General features: G+C 51.5%; 12 protein-coding genes. 4 read left to right on the top strand and 8 right to left on the bottom strand.

Annotated features, from left to right (window positions below; translation table 11 throughout):
• Positions 1 to 22: 22 nt before the first annotated feature.
• A complete protein-coding gene (gene trxA / locus JNJ77_11125; GenBank protein MBL8823131.1) occupies positions 23 to 322 on the bottom strand; it encodes a thioredoxin in 300 nt (99 codons plus the stop codon).
• An 84-nt stretch (positions 323 to 406) separates the two neighbouring features.
• Here trxA and JNJ77_11120 point away from each other — a divergent pair, with 84 nt between their 5' ends.
• Positions 407 to 670, top strand: a complete 264-nt coding sequence (locus JNJ77_11120) for a hypothetical protein (protein MBL8823130.1) — start codon at positions 407 to 409, stop codon at positions 668 to 670.
• A gap of 3 nt (positions 671 to 673) precedes the next feature.
• On the opposite strand, the gene JNJ77_11115 is transcribed toward JNJ77_11120, so the two are convergent.
• Positions 674 to 1,396 (bottom strand): hypothetical protein, encoded by a 723-nt coding sequence (locus JNJ77_11115; GenBank protein ID MBL8823129.1) that lies wholly within the window; start codon positions 1,394 to 1,396, stop codon positions 674 to 676.
• Positions 1,397 to 1,488: 92 nt separating this feature from the next.
• On the opposite strand from JNJ77_11115, the gene JNJ77_11110 reads away from it, so the two are divergent.
• Positions 1,489 to 2,172: an SGNH/GDSL hydrolase family protein gene (locus JNJ77_11110; protein ID MBL8823128.1), complete on the top strand. Its 684-nt coding sequence runs from the start codon at positions 1,489 to 1,491 to the stop codon at positions 2,170 to 2,172.
• 106 nt (positions 2,173 to 2,278) lie between these two features.
• Here JNJ77_11110 and JNJ77_11105 read toward each other — a convergent pair whose 3' ends face one another.
• On the bottom strand, positions 2,279 to 3,574 hold the full coding sequence (locus JNJ77_11105; GenBank protein ID MBL8823127.1) for a dicarboxylate/amino acid:cation symporter: 1,296 nt from the start codon (positions 3,572 to 3,574) through the stop codon (positions 2,279 to 2,281).
• 125 nt (positions 3,575 to 3,699) lie between these two features.
• Complete coding sequence (locus JNJ77_11100; protein ID MBL8823126.1) at positions 3,700 to 4,098, bottom strand: VOC family protein; 399 nt, start codon at positions 4,096 to 4,098, stop codon at positions 3,700 to 3,702.
• A 188-nt stretch (positions 4,099 to 4,286) separates the two neighbouring features.
• Here JNJ77_11100 and JNJ77_11095 point away from each other — a divergent pair, with 188 nt between their 5' ends.
• Positions 4,287 to 5,114 (top strand): hypothetical protein, encoded by an 828-nt coding sequence (locus tag JNJ77_11095; GenBank protein MBL8823125.1) that lies wholly within the window; start codon positions 4,287 to 4,289, stop codon positions 5,112 to 5,114.
• Between the two features lie 35 nt (positions 5,115 to 5,149).
• On the opposite strand, the gene JNJ77_11090 is transcribed toward JNJ77_11095, so the two are convergent.
• Together JNJ77_11090 and JNJ77_11085 are read right to left on the bottom strand one after the other, a co-directional pair.
• On the bottom strand, positions 5,150 to 6,091 hold the full coding sequence (locus tag JNJ77_11090; GenBank protein ID MBL8823124.1) for a dihydrodipicolinate synthase family protein: 942 nt from the start codon (positions 6,089 to 6,091) through the stop codon (positions 5,150 to 5,152).
• A 3-nt stretch (positions 6,092 to 6,094) separates the two neighbouring features.
• Complete coding sequence (locus JNJ77_11085) at positions 6,095 to 7,039, bottom strand: methenyltetrahydromethanopterin cyclohydrolase (protein ID MBL8823123.1); 945 nt, start codon at positions 7,037 to 7,039, stop codon at positions 6,095 to 6,097.
• A gap of 185 nt (positions 7,040 to 7,224) precedes the next feature.
• On the opposite strand from JNJ77_11085, the gene JNJ77_11080 reads away from it, so the two are divergent.
• A complete protein-coding gene (locus JNJ77_11080; protein ID MBL8823122.1) occupies positions 7,225 to 10,452 on the top strand; it encodes a glycosyl hydrolase in 3,228 nt (1,075 codons plus the stop codon).
• Positions 10,453 to 10,472: 20 nt separating this feature from the next.
• On the opposite strand, the gene JNJ77_11075 is transcribed toward JNJ77_11080, so the two are convergent.
• Together JNJ77_11075 and JNJ77_11070 are read right to left on the bottom strand one after the other, a co-directional pair.
• Positions 10,473 to 11,165, bottom strand: a complete 693-nt coding sequence (locus JNJ77_11075) for a class I SAM-dependent methyltransferase (protein MBL8823121.1) — start codon at positions 11,163 to 11,165, stop codon at positions 10,473 to 10,475.
• 77 nt (positions 11,166 to 11,242) lie between these two features.
• Positions 11,243 to 12,631 carry an MBL fold metallo-hydrolase gene (locus JNJ77_11070; protein ID MBL8823120.1) on the bottom strand — a complete coding sequence of 463 codons (1,389 nt, stop codon included), beginning with the start codon at positions 12,629 to 12,631 and terminating at the stop codon, positions 11,243 to 11,245.
• Positions 12,632 to 12,673 lie beyond the last annotated feature (42 nt).

The following is a 12,673-nucleotide window of genomic DNA, read 5'->3' as shown; positions in this document are numbered from 1 at the left end:
TGTCAATGGAAATCAAGCGGCATTATTGGTGTCGTTCGAGTTCACTTCTGAGTGCCGCCTCCTGCATCACACCTACGTGGCTGGCAACTTTCTGTCCATTCTTGAATATCATCAGTGCTGGGATGGATGATACGCCATACGCGGATGCCAATGCCTGATTCGAATCGACATTGACCTTGCAGACTTTGTAATCGCGTGCCAGTGATTCGAGAACAGGGTTCATCATTCTGCACGGCCCACACCACTCGGCCCAGAAATCGACCAGCACAGGCTCCTTCGATTCCAGCACTTCCTTTTTCCAGTTGAATTCGTGCATCAGCATGAGGTGCTCCACTTGTCACAATCAAATTATACGCGAGACCATTCAGCTGGTGAACCTGTTTGATAGTGTTGTGTCATGCATGGTATGCAGACTTCGTCTTTACCACTGGACGCCGACGCGCAGCACGAAGCGAGTGCTGATCAGCGCGAAATGGTGCGTTTGGTTCGCCAGGCACGAACCGAGGTGGGTAAGCGACTGCGCGAAATAGGCTGCATGAACCCGGAAGAAATTGAAACAACCCTGGTCTGCCTGGATAAACTGATCGACTTGCACGTGTATGTTCATTCCATGGACGAACGGCTGGAAAGCACACGAGAACGACTGAATCGCACAACATGGAGCGATTGATAATTACTTCTTTCGCAATTGCACATGCACCCTGGCGACATCCATCATGTAATGATCAATCGGATGCTCCAAAGCCTTGCGGATATATTCCTGTGATTTCATCGAGTTTCCCATCATCTCTTCAAATAAGCCGCAATACAGATAGGCATAGAATCTGCTTGAGGTCTTGTCCTGTACACCTGTTGCATTCGCTGCCGAAAGTACCTTCTCTACAGAACTTCTGCCTGCAAAAAGTGCATAGACCTCCATCATGGGAACTCGACTGTCCTGGCTGATTTTCAGTAGTTCTTTGCGTGCAGGCTCCAGACCTTTGACTTTGGCATTGCACAGCAGATGCCAGACGGCATTCTCTACATCTTCAGGTTCAGCCTTGTCGGAAGTGACAAACTGGGCCACGCCTTCACTGAATTTGTCAGCATAGTAAAGAGTCAATCCGCGTCGCCAATGGGCAGGGGCATCACTCGGCTTGAGACGTATCTGCTGATCGAAATCAGCCAGTGATTCTGCAATCTTCGCTTGTTTGAAAAGAATGCCTCCCCGCATACTGAACAGTTCAGCCCGCTTGGGTTCCAGCTTGATGGCGGTATCGAGCAGCTTCCTGGCGTCCTGCAGATTACCCGTCTTTTCAGCCTGTTGCGCCTTGGATGCCAAACCACGCCAATCGTCCTGCCCTGTTTGCCAACAAAGACAACTGCAACATAGGAATACCGAGAGTTGTGCAGTCATATTCAGCTCCTGTATCTTCAGTCGGGCGGTTCTGTGTCACTGTCACAAACTGCATACTATCATGAAAACATCATGACGTAATCAGGTGCCCTATGCAATACGCTCTACTCTCTGTTTTATTCATCTTTGGCTCGATAGTAGTTCAGGAAAAGAAAAACCCTGAACCAAAACCTGATCCATCGCTGGTCCGTGTGGAAGATGTTGCCGGGTTGCCGCGCGTCCTGATCATCGGCGATTCCATTTCGATGGGTTACACGCTGCCTGTCCGCAAACTGCTCAAAGACAAAGCCAATGTGCATCGCATCCCGGAAAACGGCGGTCCAACTACCAATGGCATCGCCAAACTCGATAAGTGGCTGACGGTTAACGGCTCACGCCACTGGGATGTCATTCATTTCAACTGGGGACTGCACGATTTGAAAGTGACTGCCAACGGCCACCAGGTTTCTCAAGAAGTATACGAGAAAAACCTCAGACAACTGGTGAAGCAACTGCAGGCAACGGGTGCTCGACTCATCTGGGCAACCACCACACCAGTTCCCGAAGGTAAATTAAGCCCACCACGCAAGACCGAAGATGTACTGCAGTACAATGCCATTGCTCACAAGATCATGATGGAGGAAGGCGTCACTATTAATGACCTCTATGCCGCCTGCCTGCCCGAACTCAAGAACTGGCAAAGGCCGGTCAATGTTCATTTCACCGAGAAAGGATCACAGGCCCTGGCTGAAATCATCGCGGGCAAAATCAAAGAAGAACTGAATCGCAAACCTTAACGACTCATTTAATACACAATAAGTCACGCGGGTTGGGTGCCACGGTTCGCGTGTACTCACGCTAACCGTGCCCATTCACCTCATCGTTACATTAAGGTTTTTTTGCTCACGCTTCCTGAGTAACAGCATCCATCGTGGTAATGGTATCGTTTGGGTCCGTCGCATGATCGTTGAACTCTCCCTCCCAGCGGGCCATCACCACCGTAGCCAGGCAATTACCCACCAGGTTTACCGTCGTGCGGGCCATGTCCATCAATGCATCCACGCCGAGAATGACTGCAACAGCTTCCACTGGGTAATTGAAAGAAATCAATGTGCCTGACAAAATCACCAAAGAGGCACGCGGCACAGCAGCTACCCCTTTGCTCGTCAGCATCAGGGCCAGCATCAGGATGATCTGCTGCCCCCAGGTGGTTTCCACCCCCGATGCCTGCAGACAGAAAATCGATGCCACCGCCAGGTAGAGAGTCGTTCCATCCAGGTTGAATGAATAGCCGGTGGGCATGACAAAGGAAACGATGCGTTTGGGTACGCCCAGAGCTTCCATCGCCTGCATGGCCTTGGGCAAAGCTGCTTCGGAAGAGGTTGTGGAAAACGCAATCAGCGCCGGTTCCGCGATAGCTTTGCCGAAACTCTTGAGGGGCACCCGTGCCAGCCAGCAGACAGGCAGCAACACCACCACGATGAAGACGATTAACGCTGCGTAAAGTGTGAGAATCAGCATGGCAAGGTTTTTGAGCACTTCCAGTCCACCCTGAGCCACTGTGCCCGCGATGGCAGCACCCACACCAATCGGCGCGTATTTCATCACCAGCCCGACGAATTTGAACATCGCCTCAGCCAGGGCATCCAGCCCTCCCAGCAGATTGTCGCGGTGGTGTTTCTTGATCTGCGTCAAAGCGATGGCAAACAGAATTGCCCAAAACACAATCTGCAACACTTCATTCTCGGCAGCTGCCTGGACAATGCTCTTGGGAATAATGTGTTCCATCATGGAGGAAGCGGAATTCTGCTTCTTGGCAAATTCCTTTGCTTTCTCGGCACTTTCGGGTGGTTTGATGCCAACGCCAGGCTGCGTTAGGTTGACAGCAGCTAGGCCGATAAAGAGCGCCAGCGTGGTGACGATTTCGAAGTATATGAACGACTTGAGTGCCAACCTGCCCACTCGTTTAATGTCGTCGCCATGCCCGGCAATGCCGATCACCAAGGTAGCAAAGAGCAGGGGGGCAATCAGCGACTGGATCATGCGAATGAAGATCGTCGACAGCATGCTGTAGATCGTGGTGGGATCAAATGCAGTGGGGTCAGTTGGCTTGGGGAACAGCCATCCAATGAGCGTGCCGACAATCATGGCCAGCAGAATCCAGCGAGTCAGCGACCAGGTACGGAAGTATTGAAACATAAAAGCCCGGCTTCCAGACAACAAACGAAGTGCCCCACCTTAGCCGGGCTTGTCCAGTGTGGCAAGCGCATTCTTATGATCACAATGAATGAGTGCTTTGAATCTCACCCCTCAACCCTGCCCCCTCACCCCTTTTTCGCCGCATCCTGCCACAAACCAATCACTGTTCCATCCGGATCAGTGACATAACAGTAGAAACCCATTCCCATCATATCCATCTTGGGCATGATCACTTTGCCACCTGCTGCTTCCACTTGCTTTACCCGTTCATCAATGGAAGCAACATGAATGGCAAAAGCAGGGGCCTTGAGATGCTGGTTCTCAAGCAATATGCCGCCGTTGATGCCGCCCGGCTTAAGTGGAACGCGTGTAGTTTCATCGACGGGAGTGGTAACACAACCCACCATAACGCTGCCATCCGGCATGGGCCAGTCGGCCAGTTGCCAGCCAAAGATGCTGCCATAAAAGGCCCGTGCCTTATCAAGGTTCTTGACGGGGATTTCAAAATGTACGACGGGATCCACAGCTTCCTCCTTTAATAATAATGTGCAATCTGTCTCTAGCCTAAACAGTACGTAAAGCACTGGATAGGTGTACAGTTCAGGAATCTGTAAAAATGCCTGTTCGTTGATCAGATAAAGATGCGTTTCTATTTTCTTGCGAACCAGACTCCAAATACTTAGACTTAAGGCCAGCCAGGGAGGATTGCATCATGGGCCGTGATGGGTGTCCCGCTGTAAAAACCTTAGACAGTGCCTTGCGAACTTCCATTCCATTTTTGAATGGATCCTACAAGGAATGGAATGGCAAAAACTATCCACGCTTACAGACGGATGGCAATCCCCGCCATCAGATGGGCATCTGCCTGGATATCATCCTGTTCTGCAAACAGGGTCTGACGCCCGACAAAAGTGTTGACTGGCAAAAAGAGAAGAAACTCGGCGAGAACCTCGTACGGGCTTTCATTGATTTGAAGGATTCGATGAAATGGACGGAGATCATCTTTCAGGACAGGTTTTTCTGGGAGCCTGAATATTACACACATTATGCACAGGATCAGAAACACTTTACCCACATCCACATCGACTGGATGACAAACAGCCTGAAAGGCAAAGGTAAATCGGAAAACGAAATCTACCAGAATTCCCCTCAGAATAAGACCACGGAATTCAAAGCTGCACTGACTGCCAAACTCGATCAGATCAATGAGAAGTGGAACAATAATACGCTCGACTCCATCAACCTGGCTGGCATCGTCAAAACATACAGCCCGGATGTCAATCCGGTCGGTGAATGGCGCGTGCAATGCGATAAATGGACCTGGATTTACCAATTCGATGCCAACGGTAACGTTACCTGGCGCGATCCGTACAACAACAAATCAGGAAAAGGTAAATGGAAAGTGGGAGCGGGTGAGATTCAGTTTGCCTGGAATTCCGGCACACCGGAATCATGGAAGTTGCCGATTAACCCATCCAATCAAACGGGCAGTACCAAGATGGAGGGAAAACATTACACCATTAATGCGGTGCGGATGTAAATCCTTCTTCCACAATAGAAACTTTATGGATGCTGTTACTGGCTCAATTGTGTTGCGATTTCTTTAAGCACCTCCACATCACTCTCCGGCCGCATGGGGCTATTCGGATGGGTTTTCGACGACTCAATACTGCCCAGCAGTTTCAAGAACTGTGCTGCGGAGTGCTTGTACGCAGGCACAGGCTCACGAAAGGCAAATGCACCAAGGTACTGGAGCTTATCGTTCAATTCATAAAACCGCACATCGCCCGTTTCCCAGTATTGATCCCGTTGGGCGAACAACTGGGGAGCAAAAGTGGATAGACCCAGCAGGTAATCGCTGCCATACATCACCATGTCGATAGCCAAGTCGTTTCCGGTAAAGACGTGAAAGTCAGGGCGCTGCTGATCACGCAGTTTGAGCCGTTGCCATTCCAGTTCACGCGATAGCGACGAATGCTTGGCTCCCATACACGACTTGACTTTGAGCAGTTCAGCATAAACTTCCAGCGAGTAGATTTTGCCAAACGGTGCAAACATCTGCCCCAGTTCAAATGCAATGAATCGAGAAACATGGCTGCCAAGATCGTGATATGCTCTGACCAGTTGGTCATCAGGCAATGATGTCAACCCAAACGATTGACAGACCACCGGGATGCCGCCTTGCTGGGCAATGTGTTCCATTTGCCGGGCGTAGGCATCTTGCTGAAACGGGCTACCCGGCTGATCGCTGACAAACACGCCGGCAGCAAAAGGTTTACCGGCCATTTCGCAGCGTGTGTATTCAATTGCTTTCGCCTTATCTGCATCACTCAAGAACGGCCCAAAACCAGTATCCATGTTGACGGCAGGCATCAACCCGGCATCTCTGGTGCGGATGACATGCTGAACAAAACTCCGCCAGTCGATCTCCCCATTCTCCAGGAATGGCAGCAGGATCGCTGAGATACCCATTATCTTGCGGCGGGGGCGGAGCATGGCGAGGGGATCGATCGTCATCAACTAACCCGAAAATGATTGGTTCAGAAGTCTTTCATTCACTTGGCCAAAAGTAAACATTCTCCCGCTTTGCAGATTGTTGAAGGTTACCCTGGCCGGGCTGAAGAGCAGGGGATCGATCTTGTAAAAGTCGCCTCCCACTTTTTCAAAAAGTTCTGCGAATGGAACGCCGTAATCAGGTGAAGCAGAAGCAGGCACCTTCGGTCCGACTTCAGCAATGAAGTCATCAGGGCAATCAACCCATAGCGTCACCATGCCGCCATAGAGGATGGCATCGTTAGTGCGGCCAATGGCGGCATTGGTGCGTTTGGCTACCGGCGGCAGCGGAGCAGTTCCGTGCCCGCTTTTCACTTGAAGCACATCGAACTTGAGTTCGTGCAGTTTGTGTAAACACGTCTCTACGCTTCGTGCCACCACCTGCAAGGTTCCCGCCATCGAAGTCGTCGGAGCAACCAGCAACGTCACATGCTCCGGGCTGACATTGCACTTGCTGGCAATGTCGAGAGCCACATCATCGTTGGGCAGTTGCTTGGTTTCCAGGCAACCAATGGCAGCATGAACAAGTTCAGTGCAGCCAATATGTTTGTACAATTCTTCGCGGCCATAAGCAGCACGCATGGGGCCGGAACCCATAGCAAAGAAATTGCCAACCTTGATCATCCACCCCGCATATTGACTCGCCAGGCAGGCAGCTACCGGTTGATCGGTGGTGACTTGTACGAGGGGGTAACCCGCCAGCGTTGCAGATTGTATGCTGACCAGTCCCAGATCAGCCAGGCAGATATGGGAAAGCATCAAGCCAGCGTGCAAGCCGCCAGGGACTGCTACACCTGCATCAATAATACGCGAGCCTTGCGCCGTTCGGCTGACTGCAACCCGGAAATCTTCTGCCCTGGCTTCCAGCAGTTCAGCAAGACGAAAACCGCGTGCATTCAAATGGAGATTCATGGATTGATGAACTTCTTTTCAGAAACCTGGTGTTTGAGACAACGAAGTTAGCATATCGAATCTTCATTACACAGCCGACAGGGTTGTCTTGCCGAATGTAACGACCTGGTTGATGCGAAGTTGCTGCAATCTAACAGGTTGCATGATGCGGAGTATTACGGAAATTCGTTATAAAAGAACTTCGCATGCAATTCCGACAGGATAACATCATGTCCTTCTTCCGCCTGTTCAGTATCGTTGCTTTCTTCAGTATTATGGCGGTGACTTACGCCGATCCTTTTAGACCAAAAGAAACTGAGCCGAAACTCTTCAAGAACCTGAAGTATCGTCAGATCGGCCCGGCAGCTGGTGGACGTGTCTGCCGAGTGGCTGGCATTCCGGGTGATGCACTCACCTATTATGCAGCTACCGCTTCGGGAGGATTGTGGAAGTCCATGGATGGCGGCCTGCGCTGGTCATCCATCATGGATGAGACGGGTTCCTTTTCTATTGGCTCCGTTGCTGTTGCTCCAGCAAACCCCAATATTCTCTATGTAGGTACGGGTGAAGCAAATATTCGAGGTAACGTCTGCAGTGGCGACGGTATCTTCAAATCCGTTGATGCAGGACGCACCTGGAAACACGTGTGGAAGCAGAAGGCCCAGATCGGCACCATCATCGTGCATCCAATCAATCCAGACATCTGTTTTGCAGCAGTGTTAGGGAATGCGTTTGTGCCCAGCAGCGAACGTGGAGTCTATCGCACTACCGATGGAGGCAAAACCTGGAAGAAAGTTTTGTTCCATGACGATGCAACCGGAGCCAGTGATGTCTGCTTCGACCCCAACAATCCGAACATTCTCTTTGCAGGCATGTGGCAAACACGTAGACGGCCCTGGGAACTGACGAGTGGCGGCCCAGGCAGCGGCCTCTATATCTCCCGCGATGCCGGCAACACCTGGCAGAAACTGGAATCAAAGAATACTCTCGGTAAAGAGACTGGCTTGCCTGAAGGCATCTATGGCAGGGTTGGCATTGCGGTTGCTGCCAGCGACAGCCAGCGTGTGTACGCTTTGATTGAGGCAGAGAAGGGCGGTTTGTTCAGGTCGGATGATGGTGGTGTCACCTGGAAACTGGCCAGTGGCGACCGTCGCTTGCGACAACGTGCCTGGTATTATTCGACGATCACTATCGATTCCACCAATGCCAATGTTCTTTGGTGCCCGCAGGTGACACAACTGAAAAGCATTGACGGAGGTAAGACATTCGAGAACGTAGCTGGGCCGCATCATGGCGACCATCATGATCACTGGATTGATCCCACCAATCCCAGGCGGATGATCAATGCCAACGATGGCGGTGTGGATATCACAGTGGACGGCGGAAAAACATGGTTCACACCTACTTTGCCGATCAGCCAGTTTTATCGCATCCAGGTGGATCAGCAGATGCCTTACCATGTAGGCGGCACTATGCAGGATTTAGGTTCTGCTGCCGGGCCATCGAATACGCTGGCAGTGCAGGGCATCCGCTTGGCCGACTGGTATCCCGTTGGTGGTGGCGAAACAGGTTATGTGCTTTTTGATGCGAAGAATCCGAACGTGGTCTATGCCGGTGAATATGCCGGCATCATCACTCGCTACGATCGGCTGACTCGCACAGCCAGGAATGTTTCCATCTATCCAGAGAATCCATCAGGGCATGGCGGGGAAGCGATGAAATACCGCTTCCGCTGGCCTGCTCCCATTGCTGGTTCGTTTCATGAAGCAGGCACCTTGTATCATGCGGCCAATGTCCTGTTCAGATCACGTAATGGTGGCCAGACATGGGATAAGATCAGTGATGACCTGACTCGCAACGATAAGAGCAAACAGAAATGGTCGGGCGGACCTATCACCGGCGATAATACGACTGCTGAGTTCTATTGCACCATTTCCGCAGTAGCAGAATCACCGCTGGAAGCTGGCGTCATCTGGGCTGGCTCCGATGATGGGTTACTTCACATCACCAGAGATCAAGGCAAGACATGGAAGAATGTAACAGCACAACTCCCTGAATTCCCCGAGTGGGGAACTATCAAAATGATCGAAGCTTCACGATATCATGCAGGCACTGCCTACGTTGTTGTGGATGCTCATCTGCTTGGCGATACGAAGCCCTACCTGTTCAAGACCAAAGACTATGGGCAAACCTGGGAATCACTCAGTCAGTCCATGCCAGGCAGCGATTACCTCCATGTGGTGCGAGAAGACACCAAACATTCAAACATGTTGTTTGTGGGGTTTGAGCGAGGTGTATACTTCAGCACCGATGCAGGCAAAAGCTGGCAAGCACTGAAATTGAATCTGCCTCCAGTGCCAGTGCACGATCTGATCGTGAAGGGTAACGATCTGGTGCTGGGAACTAATGGCCGATCGCTCTGGATTCTCGATGATATTTCGCCGGTCCGAAGCTTGAATGCAGAGAAAGCTGAAGAGCCGGTAGTGTTCCTGAAGCCGGAGCCTTGCATCCGCTGGAAAATGGGAAGCTCCGCCATCACTTCACATTTAGCAGCATCGTTCGAAAACCCTCCGTATGGAGCCGTTCTGCATTATCATCTCAAAAAGAAACCAGCCAAAGAACTCAAACTGGTGATTGAAGATGCTGCGGGTAACCGGATCATCAGTTTTGAAGGCAAGAAAGATCAGGACGACAAAGAGAAGAAACAAGAACCTGAGGAAGGTTCTACTCCCAAACCGGAGCTCGAGAATGAACCGGGCCTGCATCGGTTTGTCTGGAACCTGAGCCATGAGAGGGGGGCTGCCATCAAAGGTGCGGTTGCTGATATGGGTAGCCCTGAAGTAGGGCCACCTGTGAACTCGGGTAAATATACTGCACGCCTGATCGTTGATGGGAAAACATACGCTAACGCGATTACGGTACTCCCTGATCCACGAATCAAGCAATCCGATCGTGATGTAGTCCTTCAGGAAAAGATCACACTGGAAATGCGTGGAGATATCAAGCTGCTGACGAATACCGTCGAAACGCTGCGTGCAGTTCGTTCACAGTTGCAATCGCGCAATGAACTGTTGAAAGACCATAAGGAAGCGGGCAAACTCGTTGATGCGAGCAAGAAAGCGATCGAACAGCTCGATCAGCTCGAAGAGAAGCTCCATAATCCCAAAGCAAAAATTGCTTACGATATCCTGGCGCAGCGTGGCGGAGCGAAACTTTATTCCAGGCTGGTGTTCCTGTACAACTCGGCGCTGGACGGCGATGACGGTCCAACGCAGGGTGAACTGGAAGTCTATATCGGTATCAAGACTGAGCTGAAACAGTGCATCGTCGCGTGGGAGAAATTCAAATCGACGGATTTAATCGGTCTGAATGAGCAAGCTCTCAAGCTCTCCGTCCCAACGATCTTTGTGCCTAAGCTGGTTGAAAAGAAATAAACCATGCAGAATCAAATCGTTCAGAACGGCAAATCATCCCTGTGCCATAGCGCCATCTGGGCTTCGGGCAGTTCGGGCTGATTGGTTTCCCGAATGATGTATCTTGGCTCTGGCAAAAGAAACGGTGCCAGCTTCAGGTTGATATCGCGGCAGCCCGGGCCGCTGGGAATATCACGATTGTAAGTTTGCTCAGGCGACTGCGATGCCAGCAACCATGTGATGCCCGCATCCTTCACATTCTTCAAAACACTTTTGATGTGGCCCAGCGAAAGATGAATGAAGCAATCGCGGATCATAATCAGGTCCGCTTTCGGAATCGGCCCAGCAATCAGGTCGCCTACCTGAAACTGGATGCGAGGCGGTTTGGCAAACTCCTGCTGATTCTTTTCAATAATCGCAGGCACCAGATCGAGGCCAAGATAACTATCCAAAGGCAGATCGACGTGCTTCATCCAATAATAGTCGCCACACGGGGCATCGATCATCGACTTGATCTGGAACTGTTGGATAAGCCTGGGCAACCCATCACGAATGCCAGCGGTACGCTCCATCGTGGAGCCTTCACCAGATACCGTTTCCAGCGAGGCTCCCCATTTCTTCTGTTCAAAGGTTTGTTGAAAACGCGACGCGTAATCCTTGTTGTGCAGCAAGACATCCACGCGATCAAGAATGGAACGTGCCAGTCGCTTGGCAGATTGAATAACAGAAGGCATAATCACCCTGTTGAAGTACCGGAAACGGCTATCAAATTACCTTACGGGTTGCCAGCAGTTGGGGAAGTGAAGAGACGTTAGATTACCATTTCTTCAAACAGGTGAGGCAGGTCGGCGGAGATGCCGTGTGCCTGGTTGATTTTCTGCTGCAAAGCCTGCCTCTGTTTATCTTCACCATGTGTTAAAACAACGCGCGGCTTACCTTGGGCAATGCTGCCCAACCACTGCATGAGTTCTGTCTGCCCCGCATGGGCGCTGAAGCCGCCGAGAGTTCGGATTTTCGCGTTCACCTGGATGGATTCGCCGTAAATGGTTACCTGCTTTCGCCCATCAACCAGCGCCCGCCCCAATGTCCCCTCGCCCTGATAGCCCACGATGACGACATAAGTATCCCGTTGCCAGAGCCGATGTTTCATGTGATGCAGGATACGACCTGCGTTGCACATGCCGGAACCAGCCATGATAAGCATCGGCCCTTCCAGGTCGTTGAGTCTTCTCGAATCATCAGCGGTTTCCGAAACACTGACCATGCTGAAATCCTGATCCAGTTGGCCTGAGCGTTTCAAAGCCAGTGCCTCTTCATCGAAGATACTGGTATGCTTGCGGTAAATCTGTACGGCATCTATAGCCATCGGGCTGTCGAGATACACGGGGAACGCAGGTATCTGTTTCGTGCGGAACATGGCAGCCAGATGATAAATCATCTGCTGGGCACGGCCTACTGCAAACACAGGCACCAGGATGACACCTTTGCGATCCACCGCTTCGCGAACGATGTTCTGAAACTCTTTCAGCGTTTCCTGCAGCGGCCTGTGGTCGCGGTCGCCATAGGTGGATTCCAGTACGACGACATCGGCATGCGGGATCGGTTGCGGATCACGCAGGAACGGTGCACCACGAGGCCCGATATCGCCTGAGAATGCTAGGATCTTGCGCGAGCCATTTTCTTCCACGGTCAATTCAATGCTGCTTGAACCCAGCATGTGACCGGCATCCACAAGCCTGGCTGTCATTCCTTCAGCAACCTCTTTGCTCACGCCGTATTCCAGAGAACGAAACAGGGATACAGTCTGCTGGACATCCTCCGCACGGTAGAGAGGCTCTTCCGGTGCATCGCCACGTCGAAGCCGTTTCTTGTTGTTCCTGTCTGCATCCTGGGCCTGCACCTTGGCCGCATCGAGCAGGATCAGTTGTCCCATGTCTCGCGTGGCTCCATTGGCCCAGATCGGCCCACGAAACGACAGTTTGTTGAGCAAGGGCAATCGCCCAACATGATCCAGATGGCCATGCGTTAGCACCACAGCATCGAGACGAACTTTTTCCAGTTGTCTGGGAATGATGTTCTTGCTGTCGGCACCATAGCCTTGAAAGATGCCGCAATCAACCAGGACGCGGGACTGATTGGTTTCAACGAGATACGAGGATCCTGTGACTTCGCCAGCGGCGCCTAAAAACGTGATTTTCATTTTGAATTTCTCAGGTAGTGCTTCTCTCTACAAGATAGCAGT

It is taken from the genome of Planctomycetia bacterium, from assembly GCA_016795155.1.
Lineage (GTDB): Bacteria > Planctomycetota > Planctomycetia > Gemmatales > HRBIN36 > JAEUIE01.
The sequence above is the reverse complement of the archived record's forward strand: the minus strand, read 5'-3'. Positions and strand labels throughout refer to the sequence as shown.

Bases quoted from the DNA above. Each gene is read 5' to 3' on its own strand.
- trxA (MBL8823131.1), bottom strand. From the start codon at position 322: ATGCTGATGCACGAATTCAACTGGAAAAAGGAAGTGCTGGAATCGAAG.
- JNJ77_11120 (MBL8823130.1), top strand. From the start codon at position 407: ATGCAGACTTCGTCTTTACCACTGGACGCCGACGCGCAGCACGAAGCG.
- JNJ77_11115 (MBL8823129.1), bottom strand. From the start codon at position 1,396: ATGACTGCACAACTCTCGGTATTCCTATGTTGCAGTTGTCTTTGTTGG.
- JNJ77_11110 (MBL8823128.1), top strand. From the start codon at position 1,489: ATGCAATACGCTCTACTCTCTGTTTTATTCATCTTTGGCTCGATAGTA.
- JNJ77_11105 (MBL8823127.1), bottom strand. From the start codon at position 3,574: ATGTTTCAATACTTCCGTACCTGGTCGCTGACTCGCTGGATTCTGCTG.
- JNJ77_11095 (MBL8823125.1), top strand. From the start codon at position 4,287: ATGGGCCGTGATGGGTGTCCCGCTGTAAAAACCTTAGACAGTGCCTTG.
- JNJ77_11090 (MBL8823124.1), bottom strand. From the start codon at position 6,091: ATGACGATCGATCCCCTCGCCATGCTCCGCCCCCGCCGCAAGATAATG.
- JNJ77_11085 (MBL8823123.1), bottom strand. From the start codon at position 7,039: ATGAATCTCCATTTGAATGCACGCGGTTTTCGTCTTGCTGAACTGCTG.
- JNJ77_11080 (MBL8823122.1), top strand. From the start codon at position 7,225: ATGCAATTCCGACAGGATAACATCATGTCCTTCTTCCGCCTGTTCAGT.
- JNJ77_11075 (MBL8823121.1), bottom strand. From the start codon at position 11,165: ATGCCTTCTGTTATTCAATCTGCCAAGCGACTGGCACGTTCCATTCTT.
- JNJ77_11070 (MBL8823120.1), bottom strand. From the start codon at position 12,631: ATGAAAATCACGTTTTTAGGCGCCGCTGGCGAAGTCACAGGATCCTCG.